The 23,794-nt window shown below is 68.0% G+C and carries 14 protein-coding genes; 4 read left to right on the forward strand and 10 right to left on the reverse strand.

Annotated elements, in window-relative coordinates; all coding sequences use genetic code 11:
• Positions 1-25: 25 nt before the first annotated feature.
• The 7 genes from ACIRP2_RS14740 to ngcE all read right to left on the reverse strand — a co-directional run bounded on the left by ACIRP2_RS14740 (position 26) and on the right by ngcE (position 8,479).
• On the reverse strand, positions 26-1,336 hold the full coding sequence (locus ACIRP2_RS14740; protein WP_404250108.1) for a sugar ABC transporter permease: 1,311 nt from the start codon (positions 1,334-1,336) through the stop codon (positions 26-28).
• A complete protein-coding gene (locus ACIRP2_RS14745; protein WP_404250110.1) occupies positions 1,333-2,127 on the reverse strand; it encodes an ATP-binding cassette domain-containing protein in 795 nt (264 codons plus the stop codon). The genes ACIRP2_RS14740 and ACIRP2_RS14745 overlap by 4 nt, the downstream gene beginning before the upstream one ends.
• Positions 2,128-2,431: 304 nt before the next feature.
• Positions 2,432-3,529 (reverse strand): substrate-binding domain-containing protein, encoded by a 1,098-nt coding sequence (locus ACIRP2_RS14750; RefSeq protein ID WP_404250112.1) that lies wholly within the window; start codon positions 3,527-3,529, stop codon positions 2,432-2,434.
• Between the two features lie 122 nt (positions 3,530-3,651).
• Positions 3,652-4,851 (reverse strand): ROK family protein, encoded by a 1,200-nt coding sequence (locus ACIRP2_RS14755; protein ID WP_404250843.1) that lies wholly within the window; start codon positions 4,849-4,851, stop codon positions 3,652-3,654.
• 196 nt (positions 4,852-5,047) lie between these two features.
• Positions 5,048-5,965: a carbohydrate ABC transporter permease gene (locus ACIRP2_RS14760; protein ID WP_404250114.1), complete on the reverse strand. Its 918-nt coding sequence runs from the start codon at positions 5,963-5,965 to the stop codon at positions 5,048-5,050.
• A 91-nt stretch (positions 5,966-6,056) separates the two neighbouring features.
• On the reverse strand, positions 6,057-6,980 hold the full coding sequence (locus ACIRP2_RS14765; protein WP_404250116.1) for a carbohydrate ABC transporter permease: 924 nt from the start codon (positions 6,978-6,980) through the stop codon (positions 6,057-6,059).
• A gap of 50 nt (positions 6,981-7,030) precedes the next feature.
• The gene (gene ngcE, locus ACIRP2_RS14770; protein ID WP_404250118.1) at positions 7,031-8,479 is read right to left on the reverse strand and encodes an N-acetylglucosamine/diacetylchitobiose ABC transporter substrate-binding protein; all 1,449 of its coding nucleotides are present in this window, start codon (positions 8,477-8,479) and stop codon (positions 7,031-7,033) included.
• 499 nt (positions 8,480-8,978) lie between these two features.
• On the opposite strand from ngcE, the gene ACIRP2_RS14775 reads away from it, so the two are divergent.
• The gene (locus ACIRP2_RS14775; RefSeq protein WP_404250120.1) at positions 8,979-12,824 is read left to right on the forward strand and encodes a GH92 family glycosyl hydrolase; all 3,846 of its coding nucleotides are present in this window, start codon (positions 8,979-8,981) and stop codon (positions 12,822-12,824) included.
• Between the two features lie 107 nt (positions 12,825-12,931).
• Here the strand turns inward: ACIRP2_RS14775 and ACIRP2_RS14780 are convergent, their stop codons facing one another.
• On the reverse strand, positions 12,932-13,576 hold the full coding sequence (locus tag ACIRP2_RS14780) for a histidine phosphatase family protein (RefSeq protein WP_404250122.1): 645 nt from the start codon (positions 13,574-13,576) through the stop codon (positions 12,932-12,934).
• A gap of 168 nt (positions 13,577-13,744) precedes the next feature.
• Positions 13,745-16,597, reverse strand: coding sequence for a BTAD domain-containing putative transcriptional regulator (locus ACIRP2_RS14785; RefSeq protein WP_404250124.1), 2,853 nt, complete (start codon positions 16,595-16,597; stop codon positions 13,745-13,747).
• A 216-nt stretch (positions 16,598-16,813) separates the two neighbouring features.
• On the opposite strand from ACIRP2_RS14785, the gene ACIRP2_RS14790 reads away from it, so the two are divergent.
• Complete coding sequence (locus ACIRP2_RS14790) at positions 16,814-17,563, forward strand: hypothetical protein (RefSeq protein ID WP_404250126.1); 750 nt, start codon at positions 16,814-16,816, stop codon at positions 17,561-17,563.
• 89 nt (positions 17,564-17,652) lie between these two features.
• Here the strand turns inward: ACIRP2_RS14790 and acnA are convergent, their stop codons facing one another.
• On the reverse strand, positions 17,653-20,367 hold the full coding sequence (gene acnA / locus ACIRP2_RS14795; RefSeq protein ID WP_404250128.1) for an aconitate hydratase AcnA: 2,715 nt from the start codon (positions 20,365-20,367) through the stop codon (positions 17,653-17,655).
• A 435-nt stretch (positions 20,368-20,802) separates the two neighbouring features.
• Between acnA and ACIRP2_RS14800 the strand changes: the two genes are divergently transcribed.
• The gene (locus ACIRP2_RS14800; RefSeq protein WP_404250130.1) at positions 20,803-21,426 is read left to right on the forward strand and encodes an RraA family protein; all 624 of its coding nucleotides are present in this window, start codon (positions 20,803-20,805) and stop codon (positions 21,424-21,426) included.
• 202 nt (positions 21,427-21,628) lie between these two features.
• On the forward strand, positions 21,629-23,158 hold the full coding sequence (locus tag ACIRP2_RS14805) for a helix-turn-helix domain-containing protein (protein ID WP_376274064.1): 1,530 nt from the start codon (positions 21,629-21,631) through the stop codon (positions 23,156-23,158).
• Positions 23,159-23,794: the final 636 nt, after the last annotated feature.

A 23,794-nucleotide genomic window follows, 5' to 3' on the forward strand; every position in this document is an offset into this window, starting at 1 on the left:
GGCACAGGACCGGGCGGCCGTGACGTTACGCGCGGCCTGCGCTCTTCTGGGTGCGGCGGGAGACCGAGTCGATGATCACGGCGGCCAGCAGCACCGCACCGGTGATCATGTACTGGATGGCGTTGGCCATCCCGATCATGTTCAGGCCCTGCTGGATCGACTGGATCACGATCATGCCGAGCAGCGCGGACCAGACCTTGCCCCGGCCGCCGAAGAGACTGGTGCCGCCGATGACGGCGGCCGCGATGACCAGCATCAGCGTGTTCCCGCCGCCGACGCTCTTGGTGGCGCCACCGGAGAGGCTGGCGATGAAGAGTCCGCCGAAGGCGCCCAGCATTCCGGAGAGCGCGAAGACGATGATCCGGATCCGGTCGACGTTGATACCGGCGCGGCGTGCCGCCTCCGCGTTGCCGCCCACCGCGAAGACCTGTCGGCCGAAGGTGGTCCGGCGGGCCACGAAGTCCGCGACGACCAGTACGGCGAGGAAGAGCACCAGGGCCAGCGGCAGGCCGCGGGCACCGGAGGGCTCGTTCAGCACGTACGCGACGGCGAAGCACAGGACGGCGACGATGCCCGTACGGAGCAGGATCTCGGTGGTCGGACGGGCCGGCAGGCCCGCGGCCCCCCGGCGTCGGCTGTCCATCAGGAGCGAGGCGGCGTAGGCGAGGACGGCGACCAGGGCGACACCGTACGCGACGGCCTTGTCCTCGAAGAAGTAGTTGGTGAGGTTCTCGACGATGCTGCCCGACGGCGTGTTGATCGAGCCCTCACCGCCCATCATCCACTCCTGCAGACCGCTCCAGCCGAGGAAGCCGGCCAGGGTGACGACGAAGGCCGGCACTCCGATCTTGGCGAAGAAGAAGCCGTGCAGTGCGCCGAGCACCAGGCCGGAGAGCACCGCGACGAGTACCGCCGTCCAGTCGCTCCAGCCGTGGTTGACGTTGAGCACGGCCCAGACGGCCGCACCGACACCGGCGACCGAGCCGACGGACAGGTCGATCTCGCCGAGCAGCAGCACGAAGACGATGCCGACCGCCATGATGCCGAGGCCGGAGCTGTAGACGGCGATGTTGGCGAGGGAACTGGCGGAGAGGAAGTTGCTGTTCTGGAACTGGAAGACGACCGCGATGACGATCAGGCCGACGAGAACCGGCAATGAGCCGAGCTCGCCGCCGCGCACCTTGCGGGTGAACTCGGTCCAGTAGCCCTTGAAGCCCTCCTCGCGGACGAGCAGGCGCGGGTCCACCGCGGGGGCGGGGGCCGCCGACGGCTCGGCCGCGGGTGTCGCCGCGGGCTCGTGATCGGCGGTTTCGGGGGTCTTGGCGAGGTCGCTCACTTCGCGTCCTCCTTCGTGGCTGTGCGGGCCTGACGGCGCGTGACGGCGTTGTCCGTGGCACCGGTGATCGCGGAGATGATCTCCTCGTGGGACGTTGTCGCCACGTCGAAGACTCCGTTGTTGCGGCCCAGCCGCAGCACCGCCACCTTGTCGGCGACGGCGCGCACGTCGGCCATGTTGTGGCTGATGAGGATGACGCCGTGGCCGCGCTCGCGCAGCCGCTCGACGAGGTCGAGGACCTGGGCGGTCTGTTCGACGCCGAGGGCGGCGGTCGGCTCGTCGAGGATGACGACCTTGGGGTCACCGATCAGGGCGCGGGCGATGGCCACGACCTGACGCTGGCCGCCGGAGAGCGAGGCGACCGGAATACGGACGCTGGGTATCCGGATGGACAGCGTGTCCAGCAGTTCCTTGGCGCGCTTCTCCATCCCGATCTCGTCGAGGACGGAGGCCTTGCGCAGTTCGCTGCCGAGGAAGAGGTTGGCGACCACATCGAGGTTGTCGCAGAGCGCCAAGTCCTGGTAGACGGTGGCGACTCCGAGCTCCTGGGCGTCGTTCGGCCGGTTGATGCGGACCGGTTCGCCCTCCCACTCGATGGCGCCTTCGTCGATCGGGTGGACACCCGAAATGGTCTTGACGAGGGTCGACTTGCCGGCGCCGTTGTCGCCGACCAGGGCGACGACTTCGCCGGAGCGAATCTCCAGGTCCACATCGGTGAGCGCCTGGACGGCGCCGAACCGCTTGGAGATTCCGCGCAACGCCAGCACGGGCGTAGCGGACACGTGAATCATCTCCTTCGCCGCCTGACCGGCGGGGATGGTACTGCTGAGCACAGGGGCGGTGCCGGTCACCGGGCCGCCGGGAAGACCCGAACGTCCGAGGCGCCGCCTCGGAACGTCGTCGCCGGGGGACGACCACGCGCCGAGACCACGCCCGGGAAGGGGTTCCGTGCCGGCCGGGGGCGCTCGGTGCGCCCCGGGGGACGGCCGTGTGCGGTGACCGGAACCGGTGAGAAGTCCGGCGCCCGCCCCTGCTGCGGGGCATGTGACGGGGCGGGTGCCGGACCGGACCGGGGTGACGTCGGCCGACGGGTGACTACTTGACGCCGGCGGCGTCGCAGGCCGCCTTGTACTGGGCGGTGCAGATCTCCTCGACCTTGTAGACCTTGTCGGCGACGATCGTGGAGGCGATGTTCTCCTTGGTCACGACCGAGGCGTCGTACAGCTTGGACGGGGTGCCCTTGAACTCGCCCGAGAGGCTGTCGACCTTGACCGGGGCCAGGTCGTCGATCTTCTCGCCCTTGAGCAGCCGGACGGCGATCTCGGCGGTGGTCTCGGCCTCCGGCTTGATCTGCTTGTAGATCGAGAAGGACTGCTCGCCCGTGAGGATGCGCTGCAGACCGGCGAGCTCGGAGTCCTGACCGCCGACCGGAACCTTCACACCCTGCTTCTTCAGGGCCGTGATGATGCCGCCGGCCATGCCGTCGTTGGCGGAGTAGACACCCTGGAAGCCGTCCTTGCCCAGGGAGTCGATGGCCGCGCCCATCTTCTTGTTGGCCTCGTCCGCCGACCAGTCCGGGATGTCCTGCTCGTAGACGACCTTCTTGACCTGCTTGTCGAGGACGCTGTGCGCACCCCTCTTGAAGAAGGGGGCGTTCGGGTCGGTCGGCGAGCCGTTGATCATGACAACGTTGCTGTCCTTGGCCTTGGCGCCCATCGCCTTGACCAGCGCCTCGCCCTGGAGCTGACCGATCTTCTCGTTGTCGTAGGAGACATAGGCGGAGATCGGACCCTCGGCGAGACGGTCGTACGCGACGACCTTGACGTCCTTCTTCGCGGCCTGCTGGACCCAGGACTTCGCGGCCTTGTAGTCGACGGTGTCCAGGATGATGACCTTCACACCCTGCGTGACGAGCGCGTCGAACTGCTTCTTCTGGGTCTCGCTGTCCTGCGCGGCGTTGTTGTACTTGACCTCGCAGTCGGAGCACAGCGCCTTGATCTTCGCCTCCATGATGGGGCGGTCGAACGTCTCGTAGCGCGTGGTCTTGTTCTCCGGCAGGAGCAGGCCGATGGTCTTGCCGTCGCCACCGCTGCCGGCCTTGTCGTCACCACCCGCCTTGCCACAGGCTGCGAGGGAGACGGCCATGGAAACAGCGGCCGTGCCTATGACAATGCGTCGCATCGTTGCGTTCATGTGGGGTTGCCTCCCTGACGAGGCCGCGACGGTGCGGCCGAGGTGGCAGGAAGTCAACTCGGCCGCGAGGTCAGCGTCAAGGAGTAAATCCTTAACGAGATGACAACGGTGCCATCCGTTATCTAAGTGAAGGCAGGGGCGCTCGTCGACAAGGTGCTTTCCAAAAGGGTTGAATCCCCCATCTCGCTGAGGACGAGGGCCAGGGCGCCCAGGACTTCGGCCCGGCCGCCCAGCGCTCCGGGCAGCACCGAAAGCTGCCGGGCCGCGCTCGGAATGGCGTACCTGGAGACCGAGTCGCGGATCGGGGCCAGCACCAACTCGCCCGCCTCGGCGAGCGAACCGCCGAGCACCACCCGGCTGGGGTTGAGCAGATTGCAGAGATTGGCCACCCCGCTGCCGATGTGCCGTCCGACGTCCCCGATCACCCGACGGCAGCCGGGATCGCCCTCACGGGCCAGCTGGACCACCCGTTCCATGGTGAGGTCGGGCCCGTGACTCGGCTGGAGCAGCGGCAGCACGTAGCGCGCGGCCGTGAAGGTCTCCAGGCATCCCCGGTTGCCGCACCGGCACACCGGGCCCGATTCGTCGAGCGTGATGTGCCCGATCTCACCGGCCGTGCCGCCGGGCCCCCGGTAGATGTGCCCGTCGATCACCAGACCGGCCCCGACCCCGCTGGCGACCTTGATGTAGGCGAGGTCCCTGACCCCCCGGCCGCTCCCCCACACCAGTTCGCCGAGCGCCCCGAGGTTGGCGTCGTTGTCGACGTACACCGGCACTCCGAGCCGGCCCGCGAGCTCCTCGCTGGGGTTGATGCCCGTCCAGCCCGGCAGGATCGACGTGGAGCCCAGCGTGCCGGACTCGACGTCGATCGGGCCGGGTACACCGAGGCCCACCCCGATCACCTTCTCCGGGCTGATCCCGGTCGTCTCGATGAGTCGCTTGACCAGCCGCTCGGCCCGGCCGAACCCCTCGGCCGAAGAGGCGTCGACATCCAGCGGCTCGGACTCCTCGGCGAGCACCTGGTGGGCGAGATTGCCGACCGCCACCCTCAGATGCGTATGACCGAAGTCGACACCGACCACGACGCCGGCGTCGCCGCTGAGCGAGACGCTGCGGGCCCGGCGGCCGCCGGCCGAGGTGGGGGTCACCTCGACCGTGCCGCCGTCCTTCAGTTCGCGAACGATGTTGGAGACGGTGGCCGCTGACAGGCCGGTGCTCCGTGCGATCTCCGCCTGCGTGAGCGAACCGGCCATGCGCACCGCGCGCACGACCCGCTCAAGGTTGGCGCGATGCAGAGATGTCTGCGACCCCGGAGTCTCCATCGACTCTCTCACTCCTGCCATTTTCTCTAACATGTGAACTCTAAGCTGACCGTTTTGGGGTACTCCCCGTCAAGACCTTGAGCATGCGAAGCCTCGGATGAGCACCGAGCCCTCACCTGGGCGGTCTTCCGCACACGGCGAACCGCCCGCCGGCGCGTGGCCGGCGGGCGGTTCGGGTCCGTGAGGGGTGACGGTGCTACTTCACCGCACCCGCGGTGAGCCCCGCGACGACCTGGCGCTGGAAGACGATGTAGGCCGCCAGGACCGGCAGCATCGCCATCACCAGACCGGCGAAGAGGCCGGACCAGTCGCCCTTGTACCCCTGGCTGTTGGCGAGTTCGACCAGCCCCTGGGAGAGCACCCGGTGGTCCGGGTCGGTGTTCAGCACGGTCGGCAGCATGTACTGGTTCCACTGCCCGAGGAAGTTGAAGATGCCGACGCTGATCAGGCCGGGTTTCGCCATCGGCAGCATCACCTGGAAGAACGTCCGGGTGTGCGAGGCCCCGTCGAGCACCGCCGCCTCCGCCACCGAGGTCGGCAGCGTCCGGAAGAACGAGGTGAGGAAGAAGACGGTGAACGGCAGCGAGTACGCGATGTAGACCATGATCAGTCCGTGTCGCGTGTTCAGCAGGGCCATGTTGTTCATGACGAAGAACAGCGGGACCAGCGCCAGGATGATCGGGAAGCTCATCCCGCCGATGAACAGGTAGTAGATGAAGCGGTTCCCGGGGAAGTCGAACCGCGCCAGTACGTACGCCGCCATCGATCCGAGCAGCAGAGTCCCGACGAGCGAACAACCCACCACCACGATGGTGTTGAAGAAGTAATCGCTCATGTGCGCCTGGCTCCAGGCGCGCGACCAGTTGTCGAAGTGCAGCTTGTCGGGGAGCGCCAACGGCGTCGACAGGATCGAGTCGTCGGACTTGAACGACGACATGACCGCCCAGAGCAGCGGCATGACGACCAGGATCGCCCAGATGATCAGCACACCGTGCGAGAAGACGTTGAGGACCTGGCCCTCGCTGCTCTTCTCCTTGCCGACAGGGGCGGGCGCCTTGGACACGGGGGCCGGGTCCGCCGCCGGAGCGGGAGGAGCGGTGTCAGTGGTCTTCACGTGTACTCACCTCGTACTGTCGAGCCGGACACGGAGGCCGACCTGTGGTGCTTGCTGGGGGTCCGGGCGCCGTCCCCCGTCCGTCGCGGCATCAGAACTCCAGCCGCTCGCGCCGGCCCAGTCGCATCACGACGGCGGCGAAGGCCATGGTGACGATGAGCAGTCCGACACCGATCGTCGTCGCGTATCCGGCCTGTCCGTCGCGGAAGGCGGTCTGGTACACGTACAGCGGCAGAACCGTGGTCGAGTAGTCGGGGCCGCCGGGGCCCACGGTCATGACCTGTACGGCGGTGAACGCCTCCACGCCGAGGGCCAGGATGCCCATGTAGACCCAGCCCGACTGCACCGTGTCCCAGAGCAGCGGGAGGGTGATCCGGAAAAACGTGGTGAAGCGGTTGGCGCCGTCGAGGAGCGCCGCCTCGTAGAAGTCCTTCGGGATGGACGCCATGCCGGCGGAGAAGAGGACGACGAAGAACCCGACCGTCGACCAGACCAGGACCGACATGACACAGATGAGCGCGAGGTTCGGATCGCCCAGCCAGTCCGGCTGGATGGATCCCAGACCGATCGCCTTCAGTGTCGAATTCAGCACCCCGCTGGTGGGGTTGAACCCGAACTGGAACAACAGGGCGACGATGACGATCGACAGCACCTGCGGGAAGAAATAGGCGATCTTGTAGAAACTCGACCCGCGCACGCCGGAGACCGCGGCGTTCTTGCGCCGCCGGCCTCCGACATTGAGCATGAAGGCGAAGAACAGCGCCAGGCCCAGCGTCACCAGCGGCAGCAGCAGCACGAGCAACACGCTGTGCTGCAACGACTTCCAGAAGATGTCGTCCTTCAGCATCCTCGTGTAGTTGTCGAACCCGACCATCTTGAAGTCCGGGCTCAGGCCGGTCCAGTCCGTGAACGAGTAGTAGATGGACTGGATGAACGGCCAGATGACGAAGACCGCGTACAACGCCAGTGGGACTACCAAGAACCCCACGATGAAACGGTACTTGCCGTGCTGCATCGTTTACCGACCCCGATCTTTCCGCGGGTGCCGCCGCTGGTGACGGTTGCTCACTGGTGCTTGTAGTGCTTGATGGACTGGTCCTTGGCCGCCGCGTCGGCGAAGGCCTGGATCTTCTTGATGGCCTCCGCAGGGGTCGCGCGGCCGGCCATCATCTCGCCGATACCGGCGACACCGATCTGCTCCTTCTGGAGCTTCACGTACCAGTCCTGCAGACGCGGGTTCACCACGTTGTCGCCGGCCTTCTTCAGCGAGTCGACACCGGACTGCATGGCGGTCGACAGGGTCAGACCGTCGGTGCCGCCGTTGAAGGCGCTGAGCGACTTGACCTGCTTGGTGAAGTTCTTGGAGGACTCCTCGGAGAGCATGATGCGCAGCTGCTCCATGCCGCCCTCGGGGTTCTTCGCGTTGGCCGGGACGACGAAGGGCTCGCCGCCGGAGGCCCAGATGGTGCCGAACGGCATCTTGTCGGACGAGTCCAGGCTGGACGGCGGCGCGACCATCATCTTGAAGTCCTTGGGCGTGGTCGGCGCCGCCTCGTTCTCCACCCACGAACCGTTGGGGATGAAGAGCGCCTTGCCCTTGGTCCACTCGGTCTGGGACTGGATGTGGGTCAGGCCCGGGGTGCCCTTGAGGATGTACCCCTTCTGGTACAGCTCGTAGTACGCCTCGAACGCCGCCTTGACCGCGGGGTCCTTCCAGGCGTTCGGCTCCAGGTTGTCGATCTTGTCGAGAACCTCCCGGCCACCGATCTTGGCGATGAACGGGTAGAGCGAGAACGGCAGGTAGTACGGGTACTTACCGGCGTACGTCCAGCCGGCGATGCCCTTCTTCTTCGCCTTCGCGCACAGGGCGAGCATGTCGTCCCAGTTCTCGGGGTACTGCGCGTCGAGGTTGTCGAGCGCGGTCTGCGAGTACCAGACGCCGTAGACCGTGTACGCGTAGTACATGATCCAGACCGGGTCGCCGTCGAACTGACCCATCTCCAGGACACCCGGGCGCAGCGTGTCGCGGACCTTCTTGCTCGGGTCGTCGATGGACGGGGCGTCCATCAGCGGCGTCAGGTCCGCCAGCTGCTTCTTGCCGACCAGGACGCCCATGTCCATCTGCTCGGCACCGGAGTTGTCGATCAGGTCCGGCGGGGTGCCGCCGTTGAAGCGCGGCTGGAGCTGCGACTGGATCTTCTGGGTCGCGACGTGCTTGACCTTCGGGGCCTTCGGGAACGCCGCGTTGTACTTCTTCTCCGCGTCGATCGCGTACTGCTGGCCGAAGCCGCCGTCGAAGATGACCACCTCGAGGGGGGCCGTCTCGTTGACGCCGAGCGGGTTCGTCTTGCTGACCTTGCCCTTCTCGACCTTCTTGTCACTGCCGCTGTCGCTGCTCGCACACGACGACAGGAAACCCATCGTAGGAACGGTGAGCAGGCCGAGCGCGGCAGATCGCTTGATCACATCGCGACGGCCGAGGCCCTCATTCTTGTGGGCGGAGGTGGATCCCATGCTCAAGTCCTCGCCTTCTCCAGGACTCAGGCGGTGTGTACCGGTCGCCCGTCGAAATTCGCCTCAGGCGAAGGGCCCCGCCACCGCGGTCAGTTGCGCTTGGGTGGTGCTGATCTCAGGCTAGCCATGTGCAGTGGGGGGCTTCGGGAGATCGGGCAGCGGATGCACTTGTCGTGCCCCGTGACCGTTCCCCCGTGTCCCCCTTGTCCGCGGCGCCGGAATCAGCTGTGCAGACGCCGACAGGTATAGTCCACTTGCGCCCGACTGAGCAAGATCGAATGCAAGGTCGAGCAGCAGTCTTTCCCGAGTTGAGACCTCGCGGATACCTGGACCCCGCGCACCTCCGTCCGGGTGTAACGATTTCCGCATTACGGTCGATTCGGCTTGCGATTCGCACTCAACACCCTTGACACATCACGCCACTTGGCTCCCTACTGGACCTTGCGCATCCCCCTGACAACGTTGTCCAAGCGCACTTCCTCGGGAGGAATGGCTCCGCATGCAGCCCCGACATGGTTCTCGCAGGAGACAAAGCCGCACGGCCGCACTGGTCGCGGCTTCACTGGTTCTGGTCGTGACAGCCCCCACCGCGGCCGCCGCACAGTCGGCCGGGACAGGCGAAAAGCGCCAAAGCACCTCGGGTGAAAGGACATTCAGCTCGTCCTTCGAAGCGGACGAAAAGCAACCGGACTGGCGCAACACCGTCGAAGAAGGCCCTGACGGAAAGAAGCGGTCATCGGGTGTCGACGGCGGATTCTCCACCGGAATACCGGGCAATGTCACCGACAAGGTGACAGACGTCCGTGCAAGTGGCGAGAACACCGGCGGCGGGGAGGTGAAGGAGAACCTGGTCGACGGCGAGTCCGGCACCAAGTGGCTGACCTTCGCACCCACCGGCTGGGTCGAGTTCGATCTCGTCGAACCGGTCAAGGTCGTGACCTACGCACTGACGTCGGCCAACGATCACGACGAACGCGACCCGAAGGACTGGACCCTGCAGGGCTCCACGGACGGCAAGGACTGGAAGGACCTCGACTCCCGGACCGGCCAGAGCTTCACCGAGCGGTTCCAGACCAAGTCGTACGATGTCACATCGGACGCGGCCTATCAGCACTTCCGGCTGCAGATCACGAAGAACAACGGCGCCTCCGACGCGACCCAGCTCGCCGACGTCCAGTTCTCCGACGGCGACACCTCGGCCCCGGCGCCGGAATCGATGCGCAGCCAGGTCGACCGCGGCCCGTCCGGCTCCCCCACCGCCAAGTCGGGTGCGGGCTTCACCGGCAGGAAGGCCCTGCGGTACGCCGGTACGCACAAGGCGGACGGCCGGGCCTACTCGTACAACAAGATCTTCGATGTGAACACGGCTGTCACCCGTGACACCTCACTCTCCTATCTGATCTATCCCCAGATGGGCGAGACGGATCTCTCCTACCCGGCGACGCACGTCTCGGTGGACCTGGCGTTCACGGACGGCACGTACCTGAGCGATCTGCGGGCCACCGACAGCAACGGCGGCCTGCTGACCCCGCAGGGTCAGGCCGATGCCAAGCGGCTCTACGTCAACCAGTGGAACAAGGTCGACTCGGCGATCGGGACGGTCGCCGCGGGCAGGACCGTGGACCGGATTCTGGTGGCGTACGACTCCCCCGACGGGCCGTCGAAGTTCCAGGGCTGGATCGACGACATCAAGATCGCCCCGAAGGCGCCCGAGAAGCGCCGCGCGCACCTCTCCGACTACGCGTCGACGGTCCGCGGCACCAACTCCAGCGGTTCCTTCTCGCGCGGCAACAACTTCCCCGCCACCGCGCTCCCGAACGGCTTCAACTTCTGGACCCCGGTCACCAACGCCGGGTCGACCAGCTGGCTGTACGACTACGCGCGCGGCAACAACGACGACAACCTGCCCACCCTCCAGGCCTTCAGCGCCAGCCATGAACCGAGCCCCTGGATGGGCGACCGGCAGACCTTCCAGCTGATGCCGTCGGCGGTCCCCGGCACTCCGGACGCCTCCCGCAAGGCGCGGGCCCTGCCGTTCCACCACGAGAACGAGACGGCGAAGCCGCACTACTACGGTGTGACATTCGACAACGGCCTCAAGGCGGAGATGACACCGTCCGACCACGCGGCCCGGATGCGGTTCACCTACCCCGGTGACGACGCGAGCGTCGTCTTCGACAACGTCTCCAACGACGGCGGGCTCACCCTCGACCCGGGGACCAGCTCCTTCACCGGCTTCTCCGATGTGAAGAGCGGCGGCTCGACCGGCGCCACCCGCCTCTTCGTGTACGGCGTCTTCGACGCCCCGGTCACCGCGAGCGGCAAGCTGTCCGGCGGCGGGGGCGACGACGTCACGGGCTACCTCCGCTTCGACGCCGGCAAGGACCGCACGGTCGAGCTGCGCCTGGCGACCTCGCTGATCAGCGTCGACCAGGCGAAGCGGAACCTCGCCGCCGAGATCCCCGCCTCCCGCTCCTTCGGGCGGGTCGAGGACCGGGCGCAGCGGGCCTGGGACGACATCCTGGGCAAGGTGGAGGTCGAGGGCGCCACGACCGACCAGCTGACCACGCTCTACTCCAGCCTGTACCGGCTCTATCTGTATCCGAACTCGGGCTTCGAGAGGGTCGACGGCAAGGACAAGTACGCCAGCCCCTTCTCCCCGCAGGTCGGCTCCGACACCCCGACCCACACGGGCGCGAAGATCGTCGACGGCAAGGTGTACGTCAACAACGGTTTCTGGGACACCTACCGCACGACGTGGCCCGCGTACTCCCTCCTCACGCCGGACAGGGCCGGCGAGATGGTGGACGGCTTCGTCCAGCAGTACAAGGACGGCGGCTGGATCTCCCGCTGGTCGTCCCCCGGCTACTCCGACCTGATGACCGGCACCTCCTCGGACGTCGCCTTCGCGGACGCCTATGTCAAGGGTGTGAAGTTCGACGCCGAGGCCGCGTACGACGCGGCGCTGAAGAACGCCACCGTGGTCCCGCCGTCCTCGGGCGTCGGCCGCAAGGGCATGCAGACGTCCCCGTTCGTCGGTTACGCCGACACCTCCACGCACGAGGGCCTGTCCTGGTCGCTGGAGGGCTACCTCAACGACTACGGCATCGCGCAGATGGGCCGGGCGCTCTACGAGAAGACGAAGAAGGAGCGGTACAAGGAGGAGTCCGAGTACTTTCTGAACCGCGCCCGCAACTACGTCGGTCTCTTCGACAGCAAGGTGGGCTTCTTCCAGGGCAAGGACGCCAAGGGCGACTGGCGACTCCCCGCGGACCGCTACGACCCTCGGGTCTGGGGCTACGACTACACGGAGACGAACGGCTGGGGCTACGCCTTCACGGCCCCGCAGGACAGCCGGGGCCTGGCGAATCTCTACGGCGGGCGCGCCGGCCTGGCGAAGAAGCTCGACACCTACTTCGCCACGCCGGAGACGGCGGGCCCCGAGTTCGTCGGCTCGTACGGCGGTGTCATCCACGAGATGACGGAGGCGCGCGACGTACGGATGGGGCAGTACGGCCACAGCAACCAGGTCGCACACCATGTCACCTACATGTACGACGCGGCCTCGCAGCCCTGGAAGGCCCAGGAGAAGGTCCGTGAGGTACTCGGCCGCCTCTACACGGGCAGCGAGATCGGGCAGGGCTACCACGGTGACGAGGACAACGGCGAGCAGTCGGCCTGGTACCTCTTCTCCTCGCTCGGCTTCTATCCGCTCGTGATGGGCAGTGGCGAGTACGCGATCGGTTCGCCGCTGTTCACGAAGGCCACGGTGCACCTGGAGAACGGCCGCGATCTGGTGGTCAGGGCGCCGAAGAACAGCGCGAAGAACATCTACGTGCAGGGCCTGAGGGTCAACGGCAAGAAGTGGAACTCCACTTCACTGCCGCACGACCTGCTCGCCAAGGGCGGCGCCCTGGACTTCGACATGGGTGCGAAGCCTTCGTCGTGGGGCACCGGCAAGAACGCCGCGCCGGTCTCGATCACCACGGACGACAGCGTGGCGACGCCGAAGGCCGACGTGCTGAAGGGCACGGGCCCCCTGTTCGACAACACCTCTGCCACCTCTGCGACGGTCGCCTCGGTGGACCTGCCGGTGCCCTCGGCCACGAACGCGGCCCAGTACACGCTGACTTCGAGCGCGGCGGCCAAGGCTCCGACCGGCTGGGTCCTGCAGGGCTCGTCGGACGGCACGACGTGGAAGGACCTCGACAAGCGGTCGTCGCAGTCGTTCGCCTGGGACAGGCAGACCAGGGTGTTCTCGGTGCGCGCTCCGGGCTCGTACGCGCACTACCGCCTGGTGTTCGCGGGTGAAGGGAGCCTCGCGGAGGTGGAGTTGCTCTCCTGATCCTCCGCCCGCCCCGGGTCGCGCGGACGGCCGGTGTCTCGCTCCGAGGCACCGGCCGTCCGCATGCCGGGCGGTCGGCCGGGTGTGGAGCGGCCGAGCCCGTTCGGTCAGTCCCGCTCCGGGGTGTCCGGAACGGCCCGGGGCAACAGACTGTCGGGCCATGTCACATTCCATGCCGTGATCACCGGATTGCCGTGCTCGGTGCCGAGCCGCGAGACCGCTCCCGTGGCGAGCTGGAAGAGCGTGCCCTCGGCCGGGGTCAGACCGAGGTAGCGGGCGGTGAGTACGCGCAGGAGGTGGGAGTGGGCGACGAGCGCGATGTCCCCGTCCGTGTCGCGCTCCGCCGCCCCGGCGACTTCGGCCAGCACCCGGTCGGCTCGGGCACCGACCTCGGCGGGTGTCTCGCCGGGGTGCGCCTCGGGGCCGGGGGCGACCCCGTCGGTCCACAGATTCCAGTCGGGGCGGGTGCGGCGGATCTCGTCGGTGGTCACGCCTTCGTAGCCGCCGTAGTCCCATTCGCGCAGTTCGGGGGTGACACGGGCTGCGACGAGCCCGGCGAGCTCCGCGGTGCGCCGGGCGCGTGCGGCGGGGCTGACCAGGGTGAGCGCGATCCGCCGGTCCGCGAGCAGCGGAGCCAGCGCGCGGGCCTGTCGTTCGCCGAGGGGGGTCAGGGGCAGATCGGTGTGGCTCGTGTGCTGCCCGGACCGCGACCACTCGGTCTCGCCGTGCCGGATCAGGATCAACTCGCCCATGGGTCTCATCCGCTTTCTGTGCTGTTCGTACTGCTTAACCGGCAAACCCCCTGGTCCACGATCGCATTCCGCGCGCCCGGGACGGGGTGGCCGATGCCCTCGTTTCCCGGGTGCGGCAGGCCCATGTCCCGTGCAACGACACCGCATCATCGCAGCAGAGCAGCGAGGCTAGGGGCTGTCCGGACCATCCGGAACCGGTGGACCGTCGAGCTCGCGCAGCAGTGCACGGGCCCGCTCCACTTCCGGATCGAGAACATGGAGGTCAAGGTAGATGCCGAGGGCCTCGCGCAACACGCCCCTGGCCGTTTCGACGGCTTCCGTCGCACGGTAGGCCTCGCCCAGGTGGACCAGCGTCAGGGCCTCGTTGTAGCGGTGCCGCAGTGCGCGGTTGAGGTCCAGGCTGTGCCGGTAGCAGTCGATGGCCTCCGCGTGTTCACCGAGTCGGTGGTAGGCGTAGCCGAGGGTGTCCCAGGTGTTGGCCTGGCCTCGTTCGTCGCCCAGTTCCCGCTGGATGGCCAGCGCCTCCTGGCAGCGGCGCACCGACACGGAATGGTCACCGAGCTGGCCGTGGTCCCAGGCCACCGCGTTCAGGGCGCGGGCGCGTCCCGGGAGGTTTCCGACCGAGGTGAACTGTTCCACGGCGCGCTGATCGTGCCGCAAGGCTGCGTGCTTGTCGCCCTCGCGCTCGTACAACCAGCCCAGGGCGAGGTGGGTGTGGGCGGCGGAGAGGAGATCGCCGTTCGTCTCCGAGAGGGCCGACGCACGGGCCAGCTCCTGGTGGGCTTCGGCGAAGCGGCCGGTCTCCGTGCAGGCACAGGCGAGCGCGCGACGGGACTCCGCCTGGGCTGCCGGATCCCCGAGGCGAACCAAGGCGGTGAGCACGGTGCTGTGCACGGCGGTGACGTCCGCCCACCGCCCCCGACGGGCGAGAAAGGTGGTGATCGCCCATGCCGTCCGCCATGCCCGGGCATCGTGTCCGGCGCGTACCGCGTGGTTGACGGCTGCTGTCAGCACGGTGTGCTCGCTCTCGAACCACGCCATGGCCTGGTCGGCGTCGGCGAATTCCTCGAAGCGCGTGCCGTCTGCCGGCGATGCCGACGGGAGCGGGTCGCGGTAGGGCAGCAGAAGTCGGTCGGCTGCGTATGCCGTGTGCGCGTAGTGGTCGAGAACGCGGGTGAGTGCCGCATCCGCTTCACCGGCGAGGGCAACGGATTCCGTCATCTCGAGGGCGTACGCACGCAGCAGGTCGTGGCAGCTGAAGCGGCCGGGGACGCGTTCCTGAACGAGGTGGTGGGCCTGGAGTCGGTGCAGCCTTGTACGGAGGCGGGAGAGGGGCAGGCCGGTGAGGCTGACGGCGGCGGGCAGGCCGATGTCGGCCCCGGGTGCCTGGGCGATCTGCCGGAACACCTGGGCGGAATCGGTGTCGAGTGCACGGTAGGAGGAGGCGAAGACGATCCGTATGTCGCTGCTCGCCTCGCCCGTCTCCAGGGCGTCCAGCGGGGTCGCCGCTTCCCGCAGTTCGGCCACCAGGGCGCTCAGGGTGAGCATCGGGTTCGTGGTCAGGCGGGCGGCGAGGACGCTGATGGCGATGGGGAGCCCGGCGCAGTGGTGGAGGAGTTCCGTCGCCGCCGCGGGTTCCGCGGCGAGCCGGTCGGAACCGAGGCGGCGGACGAGCAGGTCGCGCGCCTGGGCGCGGTCGAGTGTTTCCAAGGTGAGCCGGACGGTGCCGTGGGAGGCGGCGAGGCCGGGAAGTTGGTGACGGCTCGTGATCAGGACCGTACACGTGGGGCTGCCCGGTAACAGCGGCACCACCTGGTCGGTGTCACGGGCGTTGTCGAGCATGATGAGCAGTCGTCGGCCTGCCGTGAGACTTCGATACAGCGCGGCCTGGGACTGGGGGGTGGCGGGAAGGCTCCCGGCTTCGGCGCCCAGGGCCTCCAGGAAACCCCGCATGACCGTGTACGGGTCCGCCGGTTCACCGGCGGGGGTGAAGCCCTGCAGATCGGCGAACAGCTGACCGTCGGGGAAGCGCTCGTGCCGGCCATGGGCCCAGCGCAGTGCCAGCGAGGTCTTGCCGACGCCCCCTGTGCCACAGATCGCGGCGATCGGCACGGACCCGCTGTGCGGTTCCTCCTGCGGAGCCAACAGTTTTTCCAAGCAGGCCAGTTCAGTGTCACGACCGGTCAACAGAGGCGGCAGAGACGGAAGTTGTCTGGGATGTGCTGCGGCGGTACGTGACGGGTCGGGCGCGGCGTCCCGCGTCGGCGGCGCGAGCCGCGGATCCGAGATCAGGATCTGCTGGTGCAGATCGCGCAGCGGCGGCGCCGGGTCGATGCCCAGCTCCTCGGCGAGGCGGCGGCGTAGGTCCTGGTAGTGGTTGAGGGCGTCGGCGGGGCGTCCGCAGCGGTAGAGGGCGAGCATCAACTGGCCGGCGAGCCGTTCGTCCAGAGGGTCGTCCTCGGCGAGGGGTGCCAGCGCTGTCACCAGCTCGGTGTGGAACCCGCGGCGCAGTTGGAGATCGCCCCAGTCCAGAACGGCTGCGAGGCGTTCGACCTGCGCCGCCTCGCGCTGGGAGCCGAACCACGGGGTGTCCATGCCGGGACACATGTCGCCCCGCCAGGTCGCGAGGGCCTTCTCGAAGAGGCTCGCCGCCTCGGTCCCGTCCCCCGCGTGCGCGGTGGTCCGAGCCCTGGCGACGAGATCCCGGAAGCGGTGCAGGTCGACAGCCGTGGCGGTTACGGCCAGTACGTATCCTCCCGACCGCCGCGCGATCTGCACCTCCTCGGCCACGGCGCGCAACGCGAGGCGCAGCCTGGAGAGGTAGCTGTAGAGCGTCGACCGGGCGCGCTGTGGGGCCCGCTCTCCCCAGACCCGGTCAACGAGTTCGTCGACCGTGACCACGTGGTTGGCTTCGAGCAACAGCACCGCCAGAACGCGCCGCTGGCGAGCGGGTCCCAGGTCCGGCCGATGACCGTCGACCCGGACCTCGACCCCTCCCAGCACACGGAACTCCACCTCCATACCAACCACCCCCGGGGCGCGATCCTAGACCGCGGCCGGCGGCTCCGAGCAGCTGTTTCAAGCTCTCTTCAAGGTTGGGACACGGTCGGTCGAGCAGGGTGGTGGCCATCTCGTCGGACGGGCCCGGTGACGGGCCGCCGCAGGAGGCGACGGAGCCGGCCGACGAGGACCCACCTGCCGAGAAGCAGGACACCATCCCGATCTCAAGGAGCACACATGCGTATGCGTCATGCCCTGACAACGGCGTGCCTCGCCACCGCACTCACCCTGGGGGTCACGGCACACCCCGCGACCGCGGCCCCGGACAAGCCGATCGGCGACAAGATAGCCGAGCAGGCGCTCAGCCAGTACACCAGCACCAACGCCGAGGTGAAGAAGCGCAAGTACGAGGGCGCGGCCAACGGCGTCAACGCCAAGAACAACTGCAACTTCTACACCGGCTTCTGGACCGACCCGCGCAATCGCCGCTTCGACGGGTCGAGCGCCCCGCGCACCGGTACCGACCGCGCCACCTGCGGCACGAGCAAGGGCTACATGTACGTCAAGAAGAACAGGGCCTGGGTCAAGACCTGGACCCCCGTGAAGTGGAAGTCCCGCGCCTGGTGCTCCGACTTCGCGAAGTACACCTGGTACTGGGGCGGCGCGAAGGTCACGGGGCTCAACGCGTCCGCCGGTTCCTTCCGCAGCTACGGGCTTGCCAACCACACCTGGCACTCTCGCGCCGACGTGGCCAAGAAGAAGGGCGCCAAGGGCGCCTACGTGCCGAAGAAGGGCGATGTCGTCAGCTACGACTGGGACAGGGACGGAGTCATCGACCACGTCGGTGTCCTCACCACGTACAGCACCAAGTACAAGGCGTACTTCTCCGTCGAGGGCAACTCCGGCGAGAAGCTCAACTACAAGAACACCAAGCAGTCGGCGGTGTCGCCGCTCGTCGTCGGCTACACCTCGCCCAAGAAGCTCTGACGGTGGCCGTGCGGCGGTGAGCCGGTACGGGAAAGGGCCGCACCCCTTCGTCCTGCGAAGAGGTGCGGCCCACTGCCCTGCCGGATCGCCTACTTGCGGATCAGGTTGCGGAGCACGTACTGCATGATGCCGCCGTTGCGGTAGTAGTCCGCCTCACCGGGGGTGTCGATGCGGACGACCGCGTCGAACTCCACACCGGTGTCGGTGGAGACCTTGACCGTGCGCGGCGTGGTGCCGTTGTTCAGCTCGGTCACACCGGTGAAGGAGAAGGTCTCCTCGCCGGTCAGGCCGAGCGACTCGGCGGTCGCACCCTCCGGGAACTGCAGCGGGAGGACGCCCATGCCGATGAGGTTCGAGCGGTGGATGCGCTCGTAGGACTCGGCGATGACAGCCTTGACACCGAGGAGCGCGGTGCCCTTGGCGGCCCAGTCGCGGGACGAGCCGGAGCCGTACTCCTTGCCCGCCAGGATGACCAGCGGGGTACCCGCTGCCTGGTAGTTCTGCGAGGCGTCGTAGATGAACGACACCGGCGCGCCGTCCTGGGTGAAGTCGCGGGTGAAGCCACCCTCGGTGCCCGGGGCGATCTGGTTGCGCAGGCGGATGTTCGCGAAGGTGCCGCGAATCATGACCTCGTGGTTGCCGCGGCGCGAGCCGTAGGAGTTGAAGTCGCGGCGCTGGACGCCGTGCTCCGTCAGGTACTTGCCGGCCGGGGTGTCGGCCTTGATGGCACCGGCCGGGGAGATGTGGTCGGTGGTGACCGAGTCGCCCAGCTTGGCCAGCACGCGGGCGCCGGCGATGTCCTCGACCGGGGTCGTCTCCATCGTCATGCCCTCGAAGTACGGGGGCTTGCGCACGTAGGTGGACTGCGGGTCCCACTCGAAGGTGTTGCCGGTCGGGATCGGCAGCGCCTGCCACTGGGCGTCACCCGCGAAGACGTCCTGGTAGGACTTGTTGAACATGTCCTCGCCGATGGCGTTGGCCACGACGTCGTTCACCTCGGCCTCGGAGGGCCAGATGTCGGTGAGGTAGACCGGCTTGCCGTCCTGGTCGGTGCCCAGGGCGTCCTTGGTGATGTCCACCTTCATCGAACCGGCGATGGCGTACGCGACGACCAGCGGCGGGGACGCCAGGTAGTTCATCTTGACGTCGGGGTTGATCCGGCCCTCGAAGTTGCGGTTGCCGGAGAGCACCGAGGTCACGGCCAGGTCGTGCTCGTTGACCGCCTTGGAGACCTCCTCCGGCAGCGGGCCGGAGTTGCCGATGCAGGTGGTGCAGCCGTAGCCGACGAGGTTGAAGCCGACCTTGTCGAGGTACGGCGTCAGGCCCGCCTTGTCGAAGTAGTCGGTGACGACCTTCGAGCCCGGGGCGAGGGTGGTCTTGACCCAGGGCTTGCGGGTCAGGCCCTTCTCGACCGCCTTCTTCGCCACGAGCGCCGCGGCGACCATGACGTACGGGTTCGAGGTGTTGGTGCAGGAGGTGATCGCGGCGACGGTGACGGCGCCGTGGTCGATCTCGTACGACGTGCCGTCGGGGGCCGTGACCGTGGTCGGGCGGGACGGGACACCGTTGGAGGCGGCCGGGGCGTCGGAGGCGGGGAAGGACTCCTTGCCCGCCTCCTCGTCGTCGGCGACGTAGTTGCGCACGTCCTGGGCGAACTGCTGCTTGGCGTTCGCGAGGACGATGCGGTCCTGCGGGCGCTTCGGGCCGGCGATCGACGGGACGACCGTCGACAGGTCCAGCTCCAGCTTCTCGGAGAAGTCCGGCTCGGCGGCCGGGTCCAGCCAGAGGCCCTGCTCCTTGGCATACGCCTCGACGAGCGCGACCTGCTGCTCGCTGCGGCCGGTCAGCTTCAGGTAGTTCAGGGTCTCGCCGTCGATCGGGAAGATCGCCGCGGTGGAGCCGAACTCCGGCGACATGTTGCCGATGGTGGCGCGGTTCGCCAGGGAGGTGGCGGCGACGCCCTCGCCGTAGAACTCGACGAACTTGCCGACGACACCGTGCTTGCGGAGCATCTCGGTGATGGTCAGCACGAGGTCGGTGGCGGTGGTGCCGGCCGGCAGCTCGCCGGTCAGCTTGAAGCCGACGACGCGCGGGATGAGCATGGAGACCGGCTGGCCGAGCATCGCGGCCTCGGCCTCGATGCCACCGACGCCCCAGCCCAGCACGCCGAGGCCGTTGACCATGGTGGTGTGCGAGTCGGTGCCGACGAGGGTGTCGGGGTACGCCTGGCCGCCCCGGACCATGACCGTACGGGCCAGGTGCTCGATGTTGACCTGGTGCACGATGCCGGTGCCCGGGGGGACGACCTTGAACTCGTCGAAGGCGGTCTGGCCCCAGCGCAGGAACTGGTAGCGCTCCTTGTTGCGGCCGTACTCCAGCTCGACGTTCTGCGCGAACGCGTCGTTGGTGCCGAACTTGTCGGCGATGACGGAGTGGTCGATGACCAGCTCGGCCGGGGCGAGCGGGTTGATCTTGGCCGGGTCGCCGCCCAGCTCCTTGACGGCCTCACGCATGGTGGCGAGGTCCACGACGCACGGCACACCGGTGAAGTCCTGCATGATCACACGGGCCGGGGTGAACTGGATCTCCTGGCTGGGCTGTGCCTGGGAGTCCCAGCCGCCGAGCGCCCGGATGTGGTCGGCGGTGATGTTCGCGCCGTCCTCGGTGCGGAGCAGGTTCTCCAGCAGCACCTTCAGGCTGTAAGGGAGGCGCGCGGAGCCCTCGACCTTGTCCAGCCTGAAGATCTCGTACGACTCGTCGCCCACGCGCAGCGTGCTGCGGGCGTCGAAGCTGTTCGCCGACACGACAGTCTCCTTCATCAATGTGCGCGTACTCCGCGCCGCGCCTCATTACGGCGGGCGCCGCGTGGTGCCGCCTACGGCCCCTCGACCATCCGCTGAGGTAAGGCTTAGTTAGGCTACCCTTACCGAGTGGCGGGCCACGGTGCGCCTTCGGTATATATCTCGATGTCGAGATAACTCTAGTACATCACCGCCGCACGGTCATGTGCGGGCGGGGTCGCCCTTCCACCGTCGGCCGAATGCCGCAGGGGCCGAAGATCGAGAGCTTCTCGACACTCGCCGGCGAACCGCACTTCGGCCGCACGCCTCGCGAGCCAGGCGCTCGCCGCCGCGGCCGGGCCCGCCCCGCCGTTCGGTAGTCTCGCCGCCGCACGCCGCCCGCCGTCGGCGCCCCGATGGGCGTACGGAGCGGCACGGGCGCCCGGACGAAGGAGGAACATGAACGACGTCATCGAGTTCAAGGACATCTCTCCGACCACCCTCGCCGATCTCCTCGGGCGGCAACAGGTCATGGACCTCGGCATCCGCCCCCTGTGGCCCTCGATGCCGCGCGTCGCCGGCCCGGCGTTCACCGTGCGGTGCCCCCCGGGCGACAACCTGATGCTTCACGCGGCCGTCCACCGCGCGGAACCCGGCTCGGTCGTCGTCGTCGAAGCGGGCGACGTGGACTACGCACTCGCCGGCGGGAACGTCTGCGCCGTCGCACAGCGGCGAGGTATCGCGGCCTTCGTGACCGACGGAGTGATCCGCGACCTCGCCGAGGTGCGCGCCATGGGCTTTCCCGTCTTCGCCAGAGGGGTCGTCCCCGTCCCCGGAGCCAAGAAGGCCGTCGGGCCGCTCAACGGTCCGGTGCGGTGCGGCGGCGTGGACGTCGACGCCGGCGACATCGTGGTGGCCGACGAGGAGGGCATCGTGGTCACTCCCCGCGCCCGCCGGGCGCAGGTACTCCTCGACGCCCGGCAGAAGTTGACCGAGGAAGCGGACGAATCCCTCGACGCATGGGAGAAGGCGCATCGCGCCCGCATCGACAGGATCCTGGCCGAAGGCGGCTTCGAGGCCTGACTCCTCCACCCCCGTTCCCCGGACGGACGTACACCGTTCGCCGTCACGCCGGTCCGGGTGAACCATGGAACGCACGGTGCGCCGGTCGCCGCACCCTTCACACGCGACCGGCCCCGCAACTTCCGTGCCTGCACGCCCTGCCGTCACCCGAATGCCACACCCCACCACAGGTCGCATCTCATATCTGAGATAACCTTTCGCCATGTCAGACGATTACCTCGTACGCATCGGCAAGCTCATACGTGACGCCCGTCAGCACCGGGGCTGGACACAGAGTCAGCTCGCCGAGGCGCTCGCCACCAGCCAGAGCGCCGTGAACCGCATCGAGCGCGGCAACCAGAACATCAGCCTTGAGATGATCGCGCGTATCGGTGAGGCACTCGACAGCGAGATCGTGTCGCTCGGCTACGCCGGGCCCATGCACCTGCGAGTGGTCGGCGGCCGTCGGCTCTCGGGCTCCATCGACGTCAAGACGAGCAAGAACGCGTGCGTGGCCCTGCTCTGCGCCACACTGCTCAACAAGGGCCGCACGGTGCTGCGCCGGGTGGCCCGCATCGAGGAGGTCTACCGCCTCCTGGAGGTGCTGAACTCCATCGGCGTGCGGACCCGGTGGATCAACGACGGCACCGATCTGGAGATCGTCCCGCCCGCCCGGCTCGACCTGTCCGCCATCGACGCGGACGCCGCCCGCCGGACCCGTTCCATCATCATGTTCCTCGGCCCGCTGCTGCACCGGATGGACTCGTTCAAACTCCCGTACGCGGGCGGCTGCGACCTCGGTACGCGAACCATCGAGCCGCACATGATCGCGCTGCGCCGGTTCGGCCTGGAGATCGCCGCGACCGAGGGGCTCTACCACGCCCGGATAGACCACTCGGTCACGCCCGACCGTCCCATCGTGCTGACCGAGCGCGGGGACACCGTGACCGAGAACGCACTGCTGGCCGCCGCCCGGCACGACGGCACGACCGTCATCCGCAACGCATCGTCCAACTACATGGTCCAGGACCTGTGCTTCTTCCTGGAGGCGCTGGGCATACGCGTCGACGGCATCGGCACCACCACTCTGACCGTGCACGGCTCCCCGCACATAGACGTGGACGTCGACTACTCCCCCTCCGAGGACCCGGTCGAGGCGATGAGCCTCCTCGCCGCCGCCGTGGTGACGGAGTCCGAGCTGACGATCCGCCGGGTACCGATCGAGTTCCTGGAGATCGAGCTCGCGGTGCTGGAGGAAATGGGCGTCGACTGCGACCGCACGACGGAGTACACCGCCGACAACGGCCGTACCCGGCTGGTCGACCTCACGGTCCGGCCCTCCAAACTGGAGGCGCCGATCGACAAGATCCACCCCATGCCGTTCCCCGGGCTCAACATCGACAATGTGCCCTTCTTCGCGGCCATCGCCGCCTCGGCCCAGGGCCAGACCCTCATCCACGACTGGGTCTACGACAACCGGGCCATCTACCTCACCGATCTGAACCGCCTGGGCGGCAGGCTGCAACTCCTGGACCCGCACCGGGTGCTGGTCGAGGGACCGACCCGGTGGCGCGCCGCCGAGATGATGTGCCCGCCCGCGCTGCGGCCCGCCGTGGTGGTGCTGCTCGCCATGATGGCGGCGGAGGGCACGTCCGTACTGCGCAATGTGTATGTGATCAACCGCGGTTACGAGGAGCTGGCGGAGCGGCTCAACTCGGTGGGCGCGCAGATCGAGATCTTCCGGGACATCTGACCGGCGGGGTGTCGTGCCCCTTGACGGCAAGGGGCACGACACCCCAAAACGCCTGACGACCTGCGGTTATACCCTTTCTCGACCTTCCATTGATCACCGCTGTTTTTCATCACCTTGTGCAACGCGTATGCAAGATGATCTTGAATGGGTAACGACGCGTCAGACACGTCTGATTGCCCGTTAGCCTTTACGGAGGGTGTTCACTAGAGGGGCGGCGCAATGCCCGCACCGACGCTGCCACTGGCGCTCGCAGCCACCGTCGACACGCCGGAGCTGTACGACTCCCTCAGCTGACCAGCCCGCCACGCGGCAGCGACACAAGCCGCGCCCGCCCGGCCAACGGCCACACAGCCCGCCGCGCCCCAAGGCCGAGCGTACGAGCTGCCCCGGGGCGTGACGCAGGCACCACCCGCATGACCACCTCACCCGGCCGGAGAGCACCGCGCCGACTGTCCCGAACGAAGGAACCGCACCGTGCCCTATCCGCCGCCTCCGACTCCCAGACCGCCGCCCCGCCCGCCGTGACGCCTGAACAGTCGGCCCGGCCCTGTACGGCATCCGCCCCAAGGCCACCTCGGCCCGGCTCACGTACGGCCGTCACGCCGTGATCGCGGTGGACGAAGCGGGCCGCATCGA

This window comes from Streptomyces sp. NPDC101194, assembly GCF_044767885.1.
Taxonomy (GTDB): Bacteria; Actinomycetota; Actinomycetes; order Streptomycetales; family Streptomycetaceae; genus Streptomyces.